Annotated in this window: 16 protein-coding genes and 2 pseudogenes; 9 read left to right on the top strand and 9 right to left on the bottom strand. The window is 55.9% G+C overall.

Annotation, left to right across the window (positions count from 1 at the left end; all coding sequences use genetic code 11):
* Positions 1-40 precede the first annotated feature (40 nt).
* The 8 genes from ACIQYF_RS00615 to ACIQYF_RS00580 all read right to left on the bottom strand — a co-directional run bounded on the left by ACIQYF_RS00615 (position 41) and on the right by ACIQYF_RS00580 (position 9,044).
* Positions 41-355: a hypothetical protein gene (locus ACIQYF_RS00615; protein WP_402855346.1), complete on the bottom strand. Its 315-nt coding sequence runs from the start codon at positions 353-355 to the stop codon at positions 41-43.
* Between the two features lie 322 nt (positions 356-677).
* Positions 678-1,052, bottom strand: a complete 375-nt coding sequence (locus ACIQYF_RS00610) for a DUF6527 family protein (protein WP_402856160.1) — start codon at positions 1,050-1,052, stop codon at positions 678-680.
* Positions 1,053-1,129: 77 nt separating this feature from the next.
* Complete coding sequence (locus tag ACIQYF_RS00605) at positions 1,130-2,299, bottom strand: ThiF family adenylyltransferase (protein ID WP_402855343.1); 1,170 nt, start codon at positions 2,297-2,299, stop codon at positions 1,130-1,132.
* On the bottom strand, positions 2,274-3,029 hold the full coding sequence (locus ACIQYF_RS00600; RefSeq protein ID WP_402855340.1) for a multiubiquitin domain-containing protein: 756 nt from the start codon (positions 3,027-3,029) through the stop codon (positions 2,274-2,276). Before ACIQYF_RS00600 ends, ACIQYF_RS00605 begins: the two co-directional genes overlap by 26 nt.
* An 84-nt stretch (positions 3,030-3,113) precedes the next feature.
* A complete protein-coding gene (locus ACIQYF_RS00595) occupies positions 3,114-6,515 on the bottom strand; it encodes a UvrD-helicase domain-containing protein (protein ID WP_402855337.1) in 3,402 nt (1,133 codons plus the stop codon).
* Between the two features lies 1 nt (position 6,516).
* A complete protein-coding gene (locus tag ACIQYF_RS00590; protein WP_402855334.1) occupies positions 6,517-7,095 on the bottom strand; it encodes a hypothetical protein in 579 nt (192 codons plus the stop codon).
* Entirely contained in the window at positions 7,095-7,877 is a 783-nt protein-coding gene (locus ACIQYF_RS00585) for a DNA-binding response regulator (RefSeq protein WP_402855331.1), read from the bottom strand. The genes ACIQYF_RS00590 and ACIQYF_RS00585 overlap by 1 nt, the downstream gene beginning before the upstream one ends.
* Positions 7,878-8,378: 501 nt before the next feature.
* Positions 8,379-9,044, bottom strand: a complete 666-nt coding sequence (locus ACIQYF_RS00580) for a GntR family transcriptional regulator (protein WP_402855328.1) — start codon at positions 9,042-9,044, stop codon at positions 8,379-8,381.
* A 255-nt stretch (positions 9,045-9,299) separates the two neighbouring features.
* Here ACIQYF_RS00580 and ACIQYF_RS00575 point away from each other — a divergent pair, with 255 nt between their 5' ends.
* The 8 genes and pseudogenes from ACIQYF_RS00575 to ACIQYF_RS00540 all read left to right on the top strand — a co-directional run bounded on the left by ACIQYF_RS00575 (position 9,300) and on the right by ACIQYF_RS00540 (position 17,507).
* A complete protein-coding gene (locus ACIQYF_RS00575) occupies positions 9,300-10,532 on the top strand; it encodes an NRAMP family divalent metal transporter (RefSeq protein WP_402855325.1) in 1,233 nt (410 codons plus the stop codon).
* 27 nt (positions 10,533-10,559) lie between these two features.
* Entirely contained in the window at positions 10,560-11,330 is a 771-nt protein-coding gene (locus ACIQYF_RS00570; protein ID WP_402855322.1) for a LamB/YcsF family protein, read from the top strand.
* Entirely contained in the window at positions 11,327-12,133 is an 807-nt protein-coding gene (locus ACIQYF_RS00565) for a putative hydro-lyase (RefSeq protein ID WP_402855319.1), read from the top strand. Before ACIQYF_RS00570 ends, ACIQYF_RS00565 begins: the two co-directional genes overlap by 4 nt.
* A gap of 9 nt (positions 12,134-12,142) precedes the next feature.
* On the top strand, positions 12,143-13,762 hold the full coding sequence (locus ACIQYF_RS00560) for a 5-oxoprolinase/urea amidolyase family protein (RefSeq protein ID WP_402855316.1): 1,620 nt from the start codon (positions 12,143-12,145) through the stop codon (positions 13,760-13,762).
* The gene (locus ACIQYF_RS00555; protein ID WP_402855313.1) at positions 13,759-15,498 is read left to right on the top strand and encodes a biotin carboxylase N-terminal domain-containing protein; all 1,740 of its coding nucleotides are present in this window, start codon (positions 13,759-13,761) and stop codon (positions 15,496-15,498) included. The genes ACIQYF_RS00560 and ACIQYF_RS00555 overlap by 4 nt, the downstream gene beginning before the upstream one ends.
* A 152-nt stretch (positions 15,499-15,650) precedes the next feature.
* Complete coding sequence (locus ACIQYF_RS00550; protein WP_402855310.1) at positions 15,651-16,892, top strand: OprD family porin; 1,242 nt, start codon at positions 15,651-15,653, stop codon at positions 16,890-16,892.
* A gap of 184 nt (positions 16,893-17,076) precedes the next feature.
* A pseudogene (locus ACIQYF_RS00545) lies at positions 17,077-17,259 on the top strand (colicin E3/pyocin S6 family cytotoxin); the annotation flags it as partial.
* A gap of 8 nt (positions 17,260-17,267) precedes the next feature.
* A complete protein-coding gene (locus ACIQYF_RS00540; RefSeq protein WP_402855307.1) occupies positions 17,268-17,507 on the top strand; it encodes a pyocin S6 family toxin immunity protein in 240 nt (79 codons plus the stop codon).
* A 102-nt stretch (positions 17,508-17,609) separates the two neighbouring features.
* On the opposite strand, the pseudogene ACIQYF_RS00535 reads toward ACIQYF_RS00540, so the two are convergent.
* Positions 17,610-18,018 (bottom strand): annotated as a pseudogene (locus ACIQYF_RS00535) (type II toxin-antitoxin system HicB family antitoxin).
* Between the two features lie 231 nt (positions 18,019-18,249).
* On the opposite strand from ACIQYF_RS00535, the gene ACIQYF_RS00530 reads away from it, so the two are divergent.
* Positions 18,250-19,590 (top strand): gluconate:H+ symporter, encoded by a 1,341-nt coding sequence (locus ACIQYF_RS00530; RefSeq protein ID WP_402855304.1) that lies wholly within the window; start codon positions 18,250-18,252, stop codon positions 19,588-19,590.
* Positions 19,591-19,602 lie beyond the last annotated feature (12 nt).

Raw genomic sequence — 19,602 nt, 5'->3', positions numbered from 1 at the left:
CACACAAGTAACAATCAGCTCTACTGGTTCGAGATTCTGATCAAAGTCCCAATTCCTCCGAGAAGAAACTCCCCCTCACAGAAAGCGAGCCATCATTCAGAGTCATCCGCTTGACGTCGAACTCAAGCCGGCAAAGCAGTGATTCGCTTTCAATGGTGAAGGTATCACCTGATTGGGTAGCTATGCCCAACTGACGGAGAGCATCCAGCGGCGCCACGAGGCTACTTTCTTTAGCTTTTACAACATGGGCCACATCCTTCTTTACATTTTCGTAATTAGACACTAGCCGCTTCACTATCATTGGCAACTCCGCACCATACACTTGTTCCGCATATTTCCAAATTGTATTATCCATAATCCCTCTACATCTTGACTACCCAATGAAACCCACCAACTCAATACCGTTACCAAGTAGAGTATCGAAAAGCACGCACACTATCACCAATGAACTTCGGCTAAAATAAAACACCACAGACAAAACTAGCCAACTAACAAGAATTAATCCATGAAAGCATCAGACACTCATCTTAAATCATATGAATCAACTGATACCAGAGCCCTCATGCGTTTAACACCGCCTCAGGCTCGTCTTCTTTGATCATATCTCCGGAGCAGACGGTCCGCCCACTGCAATTGCATTGATTAATTTTCATATCAGAAAAATGGATGCGTTATGGTTAGCGGAACCAATCTAGCAATTTCCCCCATACGCCTTTCTCTACTTCGTGCGGTGCAGACTCAACCGGCTCTTGCATTTCTTTTTGTGGGAGCGTCACCAACTCTGCAGACTTACCATAAAACTGAGCCTTGGCTGATTTGTCGCGTCTTTGCTCCGCTTCGATCTTAGCTTTATCCCAAGATCCTGCTTCTATAACGCGGTTACCCTTAATCACATAGTGCGACCGGCACGGTAGATTCCAGTTACCTACAGAAGGCCAAAGAGAAATGGTTTCACCATCAAAAGTTAACTTCCAATCTGTAGGCGTCAGCGGTGTCACTACCTCTTGACCACAGCCGCAACAGCAACTATGGACCACGGTTCCGTACTCCATCGACACATACAGGATCCCGGGATCTAACGCCCTAGGGACGCTCTTCACGAAGAGAGGTGTAAGTTGCCTATGACGCATCATACAAAATCTCCGTTTAGAAGCATGTTCCCGTCGGTTGTGTACGAACAGTGGTGTTCCTTGTCTAGATCGCGGTAAAAACCGCGTAGTTTTTTCCACTTAATGACGGCTAGTGCAGCGTTCAGCATGTTCAGGTCGGCTACCTGAATGTTGGACGCATACACGTTCTCACCCCCCCCGCCCTCGAAAGATACACGCTCCCGAATATGGGAACGCATATCCGGCGTACTGGCTGTCACCCGCAAGATTCCTCCTAACGAACCGTTGACGAGCTCAAGTCCCATTCCTACGTCTACAAAGGACACTCCCATTTCTTCCAGTTTCTGCATTGCCAAGCGCTTAGGCTCGCCTGCGTCCATGCAGAGAAAAGCAAAGGTGACTCCCTCTAAGAGATGTACAGTACCTGCATCGATTTGCACCGCATGCGGCACAATCTGGCGGTGCATTCTTGAGTAGATCTCAGCAAAGTAATCTACCTTCTTTGGAGCCTCTCGCAGTGTCTCGATCGACGGGGCGCCAGGTGCGCGGAATGCGTTGTGTTGCAGAAAGTCATCGCTGTCGATGAGCCGGATCTCACGAACCGGCGTCTTCGCTACTTGGTCTAGGACATAAGACCCGGTGCCTCCCACTCCAATGATCGCTAAGCACTCACCTTCGAGGCGCGCCGTCAGAGCCCCTATACCCACACGGTCTGACGCAGTTTCCACGTAATTAAATGGACTGTCCTCATCAGTGTCTGGCTGCCTGAACACACGCGATGTAGTGCCGGGTTTGAGAACCGCAGCGGGCCCAGCGATGATCGCCGCGTAGGTCGCCATTTTCTGATAATAGTCTTGGTAACCCTCCGGGCCAGGTTTGCTGGACAGCATGTACTGGGCAGTAAGCGTCGGGGCCGCAGGGACAGCTCCGGCAGAGATACCCTCGATGGTGGTTCCATCAGCATTGCAAGGGAACTCACCTTCGAAATGCACCGTGTGCGGTTCTGGCTTTTGGGTGACGTCCCCAGAAAGACACAGAGTGGAAATGATTGTGCCCATTTTCACCTCCCGCATTGAAGTAACGTATGGCACTTCCCGCATTACAAGAAGCCCACCTGTAATTTGTACAAAGTACCCATCCTCGCGCAGGCGTTGAAGGTCTTGATTAAGATTGAATAGTGCGGCCGACATTGAAAATGCTCCCGTTCTTGATCTCGACAAAGCCGCCAGCGGCCAGTTCACCGCTGTGGGGCTTGGAAGCCACTTTGCGATAGGTAATTGAATACTTGATATTCGGCGCTGGGGCTTCGCCTGGATAAGCAATTGTCACGAGTTGTTCGAAGCTCAGGCTAGTGTCCGTAACTTCGACCTCGTGGCCGTTGACCACAATCTCAAATTTCGGTTTGCGCTTAGGCGCGGTAACAAAGTGCTCCACGCCAGGCACCGTGAGATCCACGGCCTCGCCTACTTCAATCTGACGGTCTTCACCACCACGGATGACTAGAAACACAGCTTCGGAATCTCCGGGGTTCGCTAGCGTGTATAGCGCGGCGCCGGAAATAGCTGGCTTGCCCCAAGAAACCTGGCTATCGTTGACTGTGAGTTTGAAATCACGATCGGTCTGGAAAGCCACGAAGCGCTCTGCGCCATGGCCCCGCAGGTCGAAGGGCTCGTCGAGCCGCAAATCTTCAAAATCCCCTGCCTCTAGAATGGCGAACAAACTGTAATCGTCTCGAGCGCTTAACCCGGCAGCAGCCAAAATTTGACGGCCAAGTGGTATCGGGTCGCTTACATCCAACGCGCGAAAGTTGAGATTCTCTTCCGCAAAAAGGATGCGGTAGGCGCGAGCCGGGTACAGGCCACGACCTTCGCGAATAGCCTCGCCTAAATCGTCAAACTCTAGAATATTATCGGTTTTCATTTTGCTGACCTTTACGGTTCAGCCAGACCCAGTGTCCGGCTTTACCTAGTCATCGGTGTAACAAAAACAAACCGGTAAATTATTTTAGAATTTTTTGTGAAGTGGTCCTGGAGGGGTAGGGCCACACACAAAAAAAGCAGGGCAGGCGGGGCACACTCGCGATGATGGCTCAGCACGAAACACTCCGGTGCGGATGGTTTCGAATGAAGCCGCAAGCTTGGAACCACCTCCTTCCAGTTGCTTGGGCGTGAAGACTACTGGATGGACAGCTCCATCGGACAGATACACATACTCCACCTTGGCATGCGGATAGCTCTGTCGTGCGGCCAACAGAAATGCTATTGCCCCAATACCGGTCAAGTCACTCGTTCTGGAGTGGCCGGTACGTATTCGCCGAAACGTAAGGCTCTTATCAAGCCCCACTAAGACGTCGTCGGGAAAGACAACAATTTGCTCTCCTCCAACAGTTAAACTCATACCAGCCGGGGGCTGGATAGCATATCCCTCTCGGATCGAAGCGAAAAAGCTCATCATCCCTTTGGCCAGCTCAAGATAGTCCCCCACATACCCATGCTCCGCGAGCCCAGAGGAGGAGAAGATCTGAGTCAGATAATTGGCAATAGATTCGGGGGATGGGTCGCGTCCCTGGACTATAGACTTGACCGCAGTACGCATCGCATCGTGCATTTGCATGAACGGCGTAGGGGCACGCTTGCCACCCACCTGTAACACATAGGTATAGAAGAATCGACGCTGGCATGAGTGGTATAGCGAGATCTCATGGTCGGCTAGGCTCAGACCGCCATCCACCACCAACTCAATTGCCGCGTCCTCAGACGTTTTAGGCACTGTCCGTGAAAGCTTGGCGCCACCTATATCAACGTCAGTACCCAGCCGACTGATGAACTTCGACAATGCTCTCTTATGGCCAATGGAGTTTCGAGTGGCTGCGTACATGAAAATCCGATCTCTGGCTCGTGACAGCGCAACGTAAAAAAGGCATTCCTGCTCTTTTTCATGCTCCCGCCGATGCTCCTCTCCGGCTTCGACACCAGCACCTTCGATCATATTCGACGGAGGCGGACAGCTAAGGGGGGGGACCGCTCTAGGCAGCGTGCCGGCGTTCAATCCTGGCAGATGTACCACGGGAAACTCTAAGCCTTTGGCCCCATGGATCGTCATCAGCCGCACCGCGTCGACGCTTTGCGCCGCTGCGGGTAGCTGTCGAAGATCTCTATCGTCGCCCAGCCTAACCAGACGCCGAATACGATCCAGCAATCGCGAAATCGGGAACCCCTTGCCGGCGGGCTGTACTTTGACGAAGTTCATCAGCTGCCACGTTGCAATACCTCGCGCCCAATCGGCAGCTTTGGACGATTCCGCTAAGTTTGCTGCTATCCGGGTTCGGTCCAACAACACTGTGGCCATAACGTCCCATGGCGATGCACTTTCATCAAAGCCTTCAAGCGCGGTGGCAACCTTGTCTAATCCAAACTTACTTTCAGGGGAAAGACTATCAAGCGTTCCTCCCAGTGATCGCCAACTCCCAGCAGCTAGGTCGTGCTCCCTCAAGTGGCCTATCACCGCAGCCACGTCCCCTAAAGTCATCTCAAACTCCGGAAGACAGGCTGTCCGCACAAGTCCCATTGCCCGGCGGTCCACCAATAGCGAGACGAGAGACAGAAGATCTTTAACCTCAGGCCTCTCAAATAGGCTCCCTAAAAATAGGACTGGTATGTTGAGCCTCTCAAGCTTCTGCCCGATCTCGGAAAGCTTTTCGTTACCAGTACATAGGACTGCCTGGTCACGGTAGCTGTAGCCTTTGGCGAGCATTTCTGCGATAGCGTCCGCAATGGCCACTACCTGTTGGTCGCCCTGATCCACCTGACGCAATTGCGTAGGGTAGCCGCTCTTCCCCCTATTGGATTCCAGCCCGCTTGCGGCATCACCGACGGCCATACCGACCGCAAAATTGGAGAACGCCGTCACGACCTCGTCCGCAGATCGATAGTTCATCTTCAACCGGCCACGTTCACCGCCCGCGAAGTCTTCAGTCCCGAACCGTTCCATGTTGAAGCTAGAAGCGCCGCGGAAGCGATAGATTGACTGTTTCGCATCCCCTACGACCCACAAACTTTTCCCGTCGCCGCACAGCGCGGACAATAGCCTAACACTGCTCCGATTAACGTCTTGGTACTCATCAACTAAAATATGGTCGTAAGTGCCTCGAATGATGCTCCTTACCTCTGTATTATTTTCTAGCAACTGAACCGGCAGGCAGACCAGATCACCGAAGTCGATAGCCCGTGCCTGATGTTTCAGTTGCTCATACACTTCATAGACCTTGGCGACTTCTAGTGCTTTCTCGGCCGCTAACTTGTCCTCGTCGCTGAGCGCCGATGCAAGCATGGACTCGGCAAGGGATTGGTAATCCTTAGCCCCTACAACCTCATCTTTGGCTCGCGAAACAGCCGAAAGGATATCAACGATGATGTTGGTGGGATGGTAGATGTCCCGGTAATGATTGAGTCGGAGTCTGGGGAACTCATTCTCTAGTAACTCGACCGCCTCTGTGCGATCAAGCAAACGAGGGTCTGGGGGAAGTCCAAATTCCGTATGAAAACGCCTGAGAAAGTCCAAACCGAAGGCGTGAAAAGTACCTGTCCACATAGCCGCTGCGGCTGCCTTGTCGACGCAAGCGATACGTTCTGCGATTTCACCTGCCGCCTTATTCGAGAATGTCAGCACCAAGATGCGGCGCGGGTCGACGTTATCTGCTAAAAGCCTCTCAAGACGGGCAATCAGAGTTTGAGTCTTTCCTGTACCCGGCCCGGCCTCCAGCAAGTACGCGCTTCCCCTATGACTCGCTGCTATCTCCTGCAACTCGTTGAGTTCGCGTTCTTGATGCTCGCCAGACATGGCTGAGATAGCGGGAAGCAGTAGTGAATCGAGCAACTGCTGAGCCACTACATCGAAGGGGGCACCTAACCTTGCGGCGATTTCTGAAGCTGTCATGCCACTTTCAAGGTGCAATCTCCGGACTACCGACCTGGGTAACAAGAAGTCGCGAGCAAATAGATCCATCTGAACCTCTCTGCGCTGTCGCCTCCCGTAGTCCACCACTCGCTCAATCCCAACAGGTGACGCCTCTGCAGTCCGAGCTGGCTCAATGCTGTACGGCGTAGAGTCTTTGCTGTCCTCGACATCGTCCCCAAGTTCTATGTGACCTATTTCGTGAGCAACGAGAAAAGCCATTTCAAACTCGCTTTCACCCCGTTCATAAAGGATGAGGCCTTCGTCGCGCACAAAGGTCGCCCGGCCACCATTGAGGACAGCTGCGCCTTTGCTCGTAGACTCAGCATCCAGATTGCGGCGCTTTACCTCAGCCAATGCAAACGTCAGTGGCTTCCAAGGATCATCGCCAGCCACTACCGCCTGGTTGTGTAGGACTTCGGCAACCTTGCGGGCGATTTCTATACTGTCCATCTCAGACGTCGTCCGCTAAAAGCAACTCGATTTGCTCATCCGACTGACCGGCGTCACGCAGCAATTGCTCGAACGTCACTCGAGCGGCCTCTGAAGGTTTACCGTCAGCCTTGTAGCTTCTCGCCTGTGCTTGCGGAGGTAGGGAAAGTGAGCCCTGTAAGTCCTGCACGCTGCTTCCCAGTAAACCAGCGAGTTTAGTCAGAAAACGCGTCGGGATGGACGCGACAATTACGGCTCGCTCACGAAATGCAGTGATTACCTGTCGAGGCACATCGAGCGTTTGAGCAACTTCGCGCAATTTTGGCACCGACAGATCAGCAAACAAGTCGGTTACGGCCTTGGTCGGAGCGCTTTGGATACGAGACCACGCTGTGTCGATCCGCATATGGTCTTCCATCGACAAAGGGCTTTCATCCTGAATGTCGAACCGGAATATTTCCTGGGAGAGATCTACCAGCTGCGGCGCGTATTCGGGGTATTCTTGCAGATACCGCCGCAATGTCTGCCCGTCAGCATCATGCTCCATTGCGAACGATTCGAGCACTTGATCAAGGGATAGCTTGGGGAGATGAGTGGACATTATTTCTCTCCTCGGGTGATAAGCATCCGTATCCGGGAAAAAGCCATGTCACGGTGATTCCGAATGGTTTTCTCTGATTTCCCGAGCGACTTAGAGATGGTCACCGTGCCAGGATCATTTGAGTCGATCTGAACTCCTTGGCGCAACATTTCGATAATCCTCTGCTGCAATGGTGGTAACCCATCCATCGCTGCATCCAAGCGAGAGCGGTAAATATAGTCGTCAAGGACCGTTGTATCGAAGGGATCATAAGAGCCTACGGCCTGCTGGACCTTGACGTCGAGCTCTCCGCTTTCCTCCTCAACCCCCAATTCCGTGTTGCGATTGTCCTCCTTCCAAGCCTTGTCCTGAGCATCAAGCTTCAACCGTGCAAGGCCACCATTGAAGTTAATTTCGAAAAAATCCAAACGCTCCACGTACTCGGCGCGCTCTTGAAGCAGCAGAGTCACGAGTTTGTCGTAGACTTGTTCAAAAATCTGGCTCCTGACAAGGGAAAGCGATCCATCCGGATTTTCTACTCTTGGCATTACCCGTCGTACTCGCTCGGCGAGCACCTTAAAAAGCTGCTCAAAAAGCGCTTGGTCATTGATCCGACAGCTTCTTCGCACAAAGTGCAAAATGCACTCAGTGGGAACGTAACTTGGTTCGCCTTTCGGTAGCCGCGTCCGACTTACGAGATCCGCAGCCGGAATGTCGTCGAGCTCGCCCAAAGCTCTTTCAATGTCAGGAAACCGCGTGTAGAGGCTTCCGTCAGGCTTCTGTTTGCACAAAGGAACAATCAAAACAAACTCCCTTTAAATTTTGGTGCTCGCCGAAGCAGCCAACCTCGCAGCCACCACGCTAGGCCTAGCCCTAGGATGTCACAATAGCATCACCGCTTGACAGTCCTGCCCCTTCGCCAAGTTCATCAGGGTTCACCACAGACAAACGAAGGGCGAGAGGCCTTTCCTCATCTAGAGGGTAGCTTTAGAGGTAGAAACGAATATTCACCTTCATAAAAATCATTGCCGGCAAATAGTTAAAGATAAATTCGACTCCTGGTGCCGCACCATACAAGGTTCCATAGACAGCTAGTACAGTCTTTGAAACCCCCGAAAAACCCGCCTTCTGGCGGGTTTTTTCGTTTTAGGGTCTGCCGGATTCTGCTAACCCCCCCTCTATCGCGCACCACAGTTGCGCTCTGCGACGCAGCTTGCCACTTGGCAAAACCTACAGACCGCGCACGGCGATGAGTTCTACCCTATCCAGTCCAATCCCATGGCCGCGTCGGTGCATCAAGGCAACTACCGTTTCATGCTGCGCTCGTAAGCTGCCAGGACAGTTCGCTCAGATTGCACCAGGTAGGCATCCAGCATGGTAGTCGCGTCGCCTGCTCGGCCCTCTTCAACGCATCTAAGTATCGATGCGTTCATATCGAGGAACGGCAAGTGCAGAAATTGGGGGTCGTTGAGAACCCCAAAGGCCAGCCGCAATTCAGCCGAAATCTGCCCATAAAACACCTGTAGGCGCGGGCTGTCTGCCAGTTCGACAATTGATTTGTGAAAACTCATGTTGGCGGTGCCGACCGCTACCCAGTCTTTCGATTCCCGCGCACGCTCGCCTAATTCGACAGCCTCACGCATGTGCAGGGTGCCTGGGTGCTGGGGGTAGGCTTGGGCGATGGCCTTGCACTCGATGAAGCGGCGCACCCGGTAGATGTCGATGATCGAGGCCATGTCAGGTTCTGCAACCGTAACGCCGCGGTTAGGTTCGTGTTTGAGCAGGCCTTCGCGCGTCAGCACCCGGAATGCCTCTCTCAATGTGTTGCGCGAAATGTCGAGGCTTTCTGCCAGTGCGGCTTCTGAAAGGCGTTGGCCGGGCACGAGTTCGCCCTCGACCAGCATTCTGCGTATTTCTTGAGTGATGGTTTCTCCCAGTGTTCGGGGAAGGGTGGGAGAGGCGTCGTTCATAAGAGATCCAGGATGAGGAAAACCACAGGGTTATTCCATCAGAGCTTAGTGCGCGGCACAAGGATGCAGCATGCACCGTGCTTCATTAAGTAGCACTGCAAGCACTTGAGGTAACAATTTCGTGCTTTTACATCAGTCATCAACTGAGGATTGTTCAACAATAAATCCTTTATCCACCTACATTGCAGTGGTGATCCTTGAGTTTTGGCATGCTCATTGCTCAGTCGAGTTATCTCTCACCGTAGGAATGATGCCGTGACAACGACCACTCTAGAGTTCACAAAGACGCGGCGGGCGTCTTTAGTCGCCGCCATCTTTATGATGGCAACCTCCGCTATCGGGCCGGGGTTCATCACTCAGACCGCTACGTTTACGGCGAAGATGGGTTCTGCATTCGCGTTCGGCATCCTGGCGTCGATCCTGATCGACTTCGTTGTGCAGATGAATATCTGGCGAATCGTCACCCTGACCCGCATGCGCGCCGCAGAACTGGCCAACAAAGCGATCCCTGGCAGTGGTTACCTGCTGGCGGTACTGGTGATTTTCGGGGGCCTGGTGTTCAACGTCGGCAACATTGCCGGTGCCGGGCTTGGTCTGAACGCGTTGCTCGGCCTTGACCCTAAGTGGGGCGGCGGTTTGAGCGCACTGCTGGCCATCGGAATATTTTCCTCCCACCGCGCCGGTCTTGCCGTTGACCGTATGGTTGTTTGGCTAGGCGTGATGATGATTGGCCTGACCGTTTTTGTTGCCTTCGCCTCGAACCCGCCGTTGGGTGAAGCGCTCTATCAGACCGTACTCCCTGACCAGATCAATTTCGCCACTATCACAACGATTGTCGGCGGCACTGTGGGTGGCTACATCACCTACGCTGGGGCACACCGCCTGCTGGACCGGGGCACCACCGGCGAAGAAAACCTTGCGGTAGTTACCAAAGCAGCTTTGAGTGGCATCTTCGTCACCGGCATCATGCGTTATGTGCTGTTTCTGGCAGTCCTCGGTGTGGTTGCAAGTGGTGTGATCATCGACACGTCGGGTCAAGGTGCCAATCCAGCAGCCCAGGCCTTCCAGGCGGCGGCTGGCCAGTTCGGCCTGCGAGCCTTTGGACTAATACTCTGGGCCGCAGCCATCACCAGTGTGATCGGTGCCGCTTACACTTCCATGTCCTTTATCTCGGTATTCAAGCCGAACATCTCCGAACGAGGGCGTAACCGCGCCACGACGATATTTATTGCCGTATCGCTGCTGATCTACCTGATGATGGGTACTGCGCCAGCCGCACTTCTGCTGTTCGCAGGCGGTTTCAACGGCCTGATCCTGCCAATCGGACTGAGCCTCTTTATCTACGTAGGCTGGTGCCGGTCCGACATGATGGGCGGTTACCATTACCCGCGCTGGCTGCTGGTCCTCGGAGCCCTGACCTGCCTGCTTACCTGGTATATGGCGATCAAGTCCATTGGTCCGATCTTCGCATTCCTGAATGTGGTCTGAGCCAGATAGAATCCGAGGAGTCAAAAAATGCCAAATATAGATATCAATAGCGACCTGGGTGAAAGCTTCGGCGCCTGGAACATGGGCGACGATGCAGCGATGCTCGACATCGTGACCAGCGCCAATGTCGCCTGTGGTTTTCACGCCGGCGACCCGGCGGGCATCCTGCGGACACTCAAAGCCGCTGCCGCAAAGAACGTCATGATTGGCGCTCACGTTTCCTACCCGGACAAGGTTGGCTTTGGCCGCCGCAACATGGACGTGGCCAGCGACGAACTGACCGCCGACGTGATTTATCAGATCGGTTCGCTGCAGGCCCTGGCCAAGGCTGCTGGGACCTCGGTGCGCTACGTCAAACCTCACGGAGCCTTGTACAACACTATCGCTCACGACCGCAGACAGGCGATGGCGGTGATTGAGGCGATCCGCGCCATTGATCCTACGCTGGTGCTTGTCGCTCTGGCGGGCTCCCCCCTGATTGAGCTGGCCCGTAGCGAAGGTTTGCAGTGCGTCGCCGAGGCCTTTGCTGATCGGGCGTATACGCCACAGGGCACTCTGGTTTCGCGGCGCGAGCCCGGGGCCGTTCTTCACGATCCCGAGCTCGTGGCCCAGCGCATGCTGCGTCTGGTTCAGTCAGGCTCCATCGAAGCCATTGATGGCAGCCTCGTCAGGATAGAGGCCGACTCAATTTGTGTGCATGGCGACAGCCCCGCCGCCGTAGAGATGGCCCGCGAGCTGCGCCGCGTACTGGAACAAGCCAATACCTCTTTGCAACCCTTTGTCGGGGAACGCCCATGAATGCCTTTGATCGAGCCCGTCAGAATGCCATCGCCGCAGCCCGCGAGGCGCGAGGCACTTACCGCAACGGTCTGGTTACCCCCACGGCAGGTGTTGCACCAGGCATGACCCAAGCCAACCTGATCGCCTTGCCCCGCGATTGGGCCTACGACTTCCTGCTCTACGCGCAGCGCAATCCCAAAGCCTGCCCGGTTTTGGATGTCAGCGACGCCGGCAGCACGACCACCTTCCTGGCTGAAGGCGCAGACCTGCGAACCGACATCCCGAAGTACCGCATCTGGCGCGATGGCAAGTTGGCAGAAGAAGTCAGCGACGCCACCCAAGCCTGGGCTGAACACGACGACATGGTCGCGTTTCTGATCGGCTGCAGCTTTACCTTTGAAACCCCGCTGCAAGAAGCAGGCATCGAAGTGCGACATATCACCGATGGCTGCAATGTGCCGATGTACCGCACCAACCGCGCCTGCCGTCCGGCCGGGCGGTTACATGGCGAAATGGTGGTTTCCATGCGTCCGATTCCGGCTGATCGCGTGGCCGAGGCCAGCAGTATCTCCGGGCGCTACCCCTCGGTACATGGCGCGCCAGTCCATATCGGCGAGCCAGGGCGACTGGGTATCAACGACCTGAGTCGACCCGATTTCGGCGATGCCGTAAGCATCAAGCCGGGGGAAGTTCCGGTTTTCTGGGCCTGCGGTGTCACCCCTCAGGCAGCAGTCATGGCATCAGGCGTACCCTTCGCCATTACCCATTCGCCGGGCTATATGTTCATCACCGACGTGCCTGACAGCACTTACCACGTCTAGGAGTTCCCTGTGCGCTTTCTACCGGTCAACCTGGACGTCCTGCTCGTCGAATTGAAAGATCTGGACGAAACCCTGGCCTTGTTCGACGCCCTGACGGCGGAGCCAATTGCGGGTGTGGAGGAGATCGTTCCTGCCGCACGCACGCTATTGATCCAGTTCCGCCCCAGCACCATCGAGCGTCAGGCGCTGGTCAACCGCATCGCTGGCCAAGACCTCAGCCAGCGCCGCGAGGGCGAACACCGTCGGGTGGAAATCCCGGTGCATTACAACGGCGAAGACCTCGACGAAGTCGCGACTCTGCTGAACATCAGTCGTGCAGAAGTCATCCAGCGTCACACCGCTCATGACTACAGCGTGGCGTTCTGCGGTTTTGCGCCGGGCTTCGCGTACCTGACGGGCGGCGCCGGGTTCCAGGTGCCTCGTCGGCAAACGCCGCGCACTCGCATCCCTGCCGGTGCCGTGGCGTTGGCGGGCGACTTCAGCGGTGTCTATCCCAAAGCCAGCCCTGGTGGGTGGCAGATCATCGGCGTCACGCCGTTGCAGATGTGGGACCTGAACCGCGCCGAGCCTGCCCTGCTGCGCCCAGGCTATAAAGTACGCTTCACCGACGCCGGTCCATTGCCTGCCAGTGGCCTGCCGCTACCTTCGACGCCAGCACGTATCGGCGCCACAACAGGAACGTATCTGGAGATCACCAGCCCAGGCCTGCATAGCGTCTTGCAGGACATGGGCCGCCCCGGCCAGACCGGCCAGGGCGTATCCCGCTCCGGCGCGCTGGACCTGGGTGCTCTGCGCTCGGCCAACCGCGTCGTCGGCAACCCTTCGGACATGGCCTGCGTGGAATCGGTACTTGGAGGCCTGAGCTTCATTTGCCATGGCAGTGCCTTGATCGCCATCACCGGCGCGCACACCCCGGTCACCATCACCAACGCCAGCGGCCTGCAATGGCAAGCCAGCAACTATCAGCCCATCGAGCTGGAAGCGGGCGACCGCGTGAGCCTGGGTTCGCCCAAGGCTGGGTTGCGCAGTTATCTGGCAATCCGTGGGGGTTTCGACGTCACGCCGGTGCTCGGCAGTCTGTCCACCGATACCCTGGCGCAGCTAGGTCCTGCAGCTCTGGCAGTTGGCGACCGACTGGGCTTTACCGCCCCGGTCACCGGCACCAGCGTATCCCTGAACGAAGCTCCAGCCTTTGAGCTGCCGACCACCGCCAGTATTGTCACCCTCGATGTGGTGATGGGGCCGCGCACCGACTGGTTTACCGAAGACGCCATCCAGCGTCTGAGCACCCAGCTGTGGCGCGTCACCTCGCAATCCAACCGGGTCGGTATCCGTCTGGCCGGCGATACACCACTGGAGCGCAGTCATCATCAGGAGTTGCCCAGCGAAGGCACTTCTGTTGGCGCGATCCAGGTTCCAGCCAGCGGCCAACCGGTGCTGTTCCTGGCAGACCACCCACTGACCGGTGGTTATCCGGTGATTGCCTCCGTTGCCAGTCACCATTTGGATTTGGCAGGACAGATACCAGTCAATGCACAGATTCGCTTCAACCCGCTGGATGTGTTTGAAGATATGCAGCCCAGCACCGAAGCCTCTTTTTCAACTGCCGATGCGAAGAACCATTCATGAAAAAATTATTGATCGCCAACCGTGGTGAAATCGCCGTCCGCATCGCTCGCGCTTGCCGCGACTACGGTGTGCAGTCGGTTGCCGTCTATGCCGACGCAGACATTGACGCGCTGCACGTGCGCCAGGCTGACGAAGCTTATTCTCTGAATGGCCAACGCCCTGCCGAGACCTACCTGGACATCGAAAAGCTCCTGGCTGTCGCCAAACGCAGCGGAGCCGACGCCGTGCACCCAGGCTATGGCTTTCTGTCTGAGCGGGCCGACTTCGCCCGCGCGGTGATCAACGCCGGGCTGATCTGGGTTGGCCCCAACCCCGAGACCATTGATGTGTTGGGCGACAAGGTCGAGGCGCGCAAGCTCGCTCAGCAGGTCGGTGCGCCCCTGGTGGCCGGTACGCCTGGGCCGGTCGAAAGTGCAGCCCAAGTGCTGGCCTTTGCCGAGCAACATGGCCTGCCAATTGCCATCAAGGCCGCCTTCGGTGGCGGCGGACGCGGCATGAAAGTGGCCTGGCGCCTGGACGAGGTCGCCGAGCTGTTTGCCTCGGCGGTGCGCGAAGCCGAAGCAGCGTTTGGCCGTGGCGAATGTTTCGTTGAGCAATTCCTCGACCGCCCTCGGCACATTGAAGCGCAAATAATGGCCGACAAACACGGCAAGGTGGTGGTGGTCGGCACGCGTGATTGCTCGCTGCAACGACGCAACCAAAAGCTGGTGGAAGAAGCGCCCGCGCCGTTTATCAGCGACGCACAGCGTCAGCGTATTCATCAATCGGCCCAGGATATTTGCGCCAAGGCCGGCTACGTCGGCGCCGGCACCGTGGAGTTCCTGCTCAGCCAGGACGGTACCCTGTCGTTCCTCGAGGTCAACACACGCTTGCAGGTCGAGCACCCGGTGACCGAAGAAACCACCGGTGTCGACCTCGTGATTGAGCAACTGCGTATCGCCGACGGCCTGCCGTTGTCGTTCAGCGAAACGCCGACCCCGCGCGGCCACAGCTTTGAATTTCGCATCAACGCCGAAGACGCAGGCAAAGGCTTTTTGTCCACCCCCGGGCAAATCACAGCGTTTCTGCCGCCCTCTGGCCCCGGCGTACGCCTGGACAGCGGCGTGGTCAGCGGCTCCAGCGTGCCGAGCTCCTTCGATTCGATGATGGCCAAGCTGATTGTCACAGGTGCAACTCGTGAACAGGCGATAACCCGCGCCCGTCGCGCCCTGGCGGAATTCAACATCGAAGGCATCGCCTCAGTGCTGCCGTTCCACCGGGCCGTGATGGACCATGCCGACTTCACCAGCGCTGACCGATTCGACGTGCACACCCGCTGGATCGAGACCGACTTCGCCGAACAGATCACCATCGCCCCACGCAACGCCCCGTCGGGGAACCCAGACGTACTGCGCACCTTCGTCGAAATTGACGGCAAGCGCCACGAACTGGGCCTGCCCGCAGCATTGTTACGCGGCATGAGCCTGAACGCAGCGGGTCCTGCCAGCGAAAGCGCGAGCCCAGGCGATGCAGTTGATCCACAGGCGGTACTGACGCCGGTAGCGGGTAACCTGCATACCTGGGTCGTCGAGGACGGTGAGGCGGTCAGCGCCGGGCAAGTTATCGCCGTGGTAGAAGCGATGAAAATGGAAACTTCGGTTCTGGCCCCCTGTGCTGGCGACGTTCAAGTTACCCAACAATCGGGCCCATACTTTGAAGCCGGCTCGCTGATCGGCCGTATCAAAACAGCTCGTTGATTTAAACGCTTCTTTTTGCAGGCTAAACGCGCAACGGGTTAATAACCCGGTTGCCGCGTGCTGCCCGCAGAAAACTGTAGATGACACTGTGCACTCACAATAACGATAAAACTCAACCCATAAATCTGCCGTTATCTGGAGCATTTAAGAGCATGTTAATCAACAAGGTTTTTACCCTTGCGGGTACCTGCGCGCTGGTTTTACCACTCACGGCATCTGCCGACTTTATTGCCGACAGCAAAGCCAGCGTAGAACTGCGTAACTTCTACTTTAACCGTGACTTTCGTAACGGCCCGCCCACCGCTCAGCGTGATGCAGCGGCAGAGTGGGCGCAGGGCCTCATGTTGCGCTTCGAGTCGGGTTATACCGCTGGCACTCTGGGTCTGGGCGTCGACGCCGTTGGCATGCTCGGTCTCAAACTCGATGGCGGTGACGGCTCCGGTGGCACAGGCTTGCTGCCGGCAGACCTGAGTTCAAAGAACGGCCGCGGCTCGCAGGACGAGTATTCAAAACTTGAGCTAACGGCCAAGGCCAAGGTCTCGGAAACCGTACTGAAGGTCGGCTCGCTGGCCTTTCGCACCCCCGTGGTCTCGAGTAATGACACGCGCCTGTTGCCGGCGACGTTCGAAGGCGCACTGCTCACCTCAAAAGATATTGATAAGTTAGTGCTGCAAGGCGGCAAGCTAGAGCAAATCAAGTTCAACAGCTCCTCAAACTATCAAGACTTCACGGGCAACCGCATCGGCGGCGTCAGCGATGATTTTCGCTTTGCCGGCGGCACCTACAGCTTCAACAAGGCCCTGAGTACAAGCCTTTACTACGGCAACCTGGAAAACGTCTATCGGCAGTACTTTGGCGGCGTGGTCTATGAGATCCCCCTTGCCGCGCAACAGTCGCTGAAGTTCGACCTACGCTATTCGAAAAGCACCGAGGACGGTAACTTCCGCGCCCTAGACAACCGCGCAGCCAACGGCATGGCGTCTTATACCCTGGGCAGCAACGTGTTCTCGGCGGCCTATCAGCGCATGAGCGGTGATGACCCGTTTCCATACATCGCCAATACCGACCCCTACTTGGTCAACTTCGTCCAGATCAATGACTTTGCCAACGCTCAGGAAAAATCCTGGCAACTGCGCTACGACTACAACTTCGTGGCGCTGGGCCTGCCGGGGCTGACCTTCATGAGCCGTTATGTCAGCGGCGACAATGCCTTGGTCGCAGGCAGCAACAGCGGTAAAGAGTGGGAGCGCGATACCGATATCGGCTATGTCATACAAAGTGGCTCTCTGAAAAACCTCGGCATGAAAGTCCGAAATGCAACGGTCCGTTCAAACTTCGGTAACGACTTGGACGAAACACGCCTAATCGTGAGTTATACATTGCCACTGTGGTAACAGCGATATAAAGCGATGCGGCTCAGCCATCACTCAATACTTTATCCAACGAATAAGCGGCACAGATACATGTACCGGGGCCTGGAACAATGCATTTCAAGCCCCGGGCCCATCACCTGCAACGTTGATACAGGTTTACCGATCAATAATCGAATAAAGTCCGGGATTAGTTGACCACTACAGGGTCCAAGGCGGTGGGGCAGTTCGTAGACGCTGGAAAGATAAAAAAGGCCGTATTTACGAATGGGATAGCCAACACGGAGCGGTTGAAATGTATGACAAACAAGGCAAGCATCTAGGTGAGTTTGACCCTATTACGGGCGAACAAACCAAACCAGCCAACCCCGGCCGAAAAGTAGAAAAATAGGAGTGTTTATGTATCTGTGTATCAGTGGATTCCTACCGGATAATCCCGAAGATGACTCACTTAAGTTTGAGCTTGATCTGAATAGTTCCTTTAACGATCAAATCGCACAACTCCTAGGCCATAGAAGCCTTGACGCGATGGCAGAAGGGGAATGGCTACTCACGGACGGGCAAATAGCACAAATATCAGAGCTCACCAGACAATCACTCCCAACCAATTTGAAGTTGTTTATTGGCCTTGAAACCTGAGCGGCAACGGATATGGCCTATATCAGGAGGGCTGGGTAAGAGGGGGCCAGATTCTGAGGGATTTCCCAGTCGCTCAACCAGCGCTTCAGCGCCGCGCACCAATCACCGTCTAAACCCCAAACTCACGCAAACAGCTGTCGCCAGAAACCCCGAGCGCGACGCGTAACGGTGATCCTTGCTGACGCGCTCATCAAAGCGCAGCAACAGATTTTCGGGTAGGGATGCGTTAAATCGGACCGACTTCCCAAGGTAAAGGGGGTCAGATCGAAGCCAACCACCGCCCAAATCCCGCCGACATAATCTGGATTATCCAAATGTGCATCCACATCCTTAGCCTGTGAAAGCCCACGGCCGTCCGCAACAACAGCTTCCAAATGCAAAGCCAGCACCTCCAGCACGTTTTCAGGGCTTGTGAAAAAGTGCAGCCAGCAGAGAAGCAACCTGGGACATCAGGCACCGTGCCGCTGAATTCGAAATCTGCATCTTTGTATATAACAACTGGAAATTTCACGATCGGAATTCTCCATTGAGACCTGCGGATTTGAGAATGACGAGACAAGCTCGCGCCTACAAAAGCGATGCGTCTTAAAAGGTGTTAATCCCCTCCACAGATGACCTCACGTCATCTACCCCCTGAAAATCCATCCTTTGTCAGCCCCCTGTGCCGTGCCCTCTAATTGTTGAAAGCCAAGTGACTCGATCACTGATTTCAACAATAAAAGCGCTTCCCGGAGATCCTCCTATGCACAGCGGTCCCACTCTGTTGCTGGTGTTGTTTTGCGCCATCGCATTGATCGTTTTTCTGATCGTCAAAGTGCGCGTCCATGCCTTTTTAGCCCTGACAGCCGCCAGCTTTGTAGTGGGAATTGGCTCCGGTATGCCGCTGGTGAACATTGTTTCGGCGTACGAAGCCGGTGTCGGTGGAACCCTTGGGTTTCTGGCAACAATCATTGGCCTGGGTGGGATTCTGGGCAAGATGCTGGAGGAATCCGGCGGTGCAGAGCGAATCGCTCACACGCTGTTGAACGCTCTGGGTAAAGAGCGCGCCTCGTGGGCGATGATGCTGGTGGGCTTCATTGCCGGCATCCCGGTGTTCTTTGAAGTGGGTTTTGTGCTGCTGATTCCACTGATTTATGTGGTCGCTAAAGAGACCAAAATCAACCTGCTGTACCTCGGTGTGCCGCTCGCCGTGTCGCTGATGGCGGTGCATTGCATGTTGCCGCCGCATCCGGCTGCGATGGCGATTACCGGGATGCTCGGAGCCGATGTCGGCAAGGTGATTATGTACGGCCTGATCGTTGCGCTGCCGACGTCGATTATTGCCGGGCCGCTGTGGGTCAAGTGGGTGTGCAAGACGCAAGCACCTGCCGCTCAGGAAGCGTTTCTGGAAGAGCATTGCGAAGATCGCAAGACCCGCGAATTGCCAGGCCTTGGTGTGACGCTGCTGACCATTTTGCTGCCGTTGATTCTGATGGTCGGCAAAAGCCTCGCAGCAGGGCGGCCTCATGAATCTGCGGCCTTTAACGTTATTTCATTCTTGGGCACGCCGCTGATCGCGCTGTCGATTGCCGTGGTGTTCGCTTACTGGGCGCTGGGTCTGCGTCGCGGCTTGTCAATGCCCGCATTGCTCGCACTGACGCAAAAAAGCTTTCCGCCACTGGCGAGCATTTTGTTGATCATCGGCGCCGGTGGCGCGTTCAACGGCATTCTGGTCGACAGCGGCGTGGGCAACGCACTGTCCGGCTCACTGACGCAATTGAACATGAACCCTATCGTATTAGCGTGGCTGGTGGCCGGCTTGATGCACTTCGCGGTGGGTTCGGCCACGGTGGCCATGATCAGTGCTGCGGGCATGGTATTGCCTATGCTGGGGGCTCACCCCACGGTGAGCAAAGAGATTATCTGTATTGCTATCGGGGCGGGCGCCATCGGCTGGACTCACGTCACCGACTCGGCCTTTTGGGTGGTCAAGGAGTACCTGGGCGTGTCGCTCATCGACGCCTTGAAGAAGTTCACCCTGGCCACGGTACTGGCTTCGCTGATCGCACTGGGGCTGACCCTGCTGCTGTCGCACTTTGTTTGATTTAACCCGCAT

Origin of the sequence: Pseudomonas sp. NPDC096917, assembly GCF_044762555.1 — a bacterium.
Classification (GTDB): Bacteria; Pseudomonadota; Gammaproteobacteria; order Pseudomonadales; family Pseudomonadaceae; genus Aquipseudomonas.
Note: the sequence above shows the minus strand (reverse complement) of the source record. Positions and strands in the feature narration are given on the sequence as shown.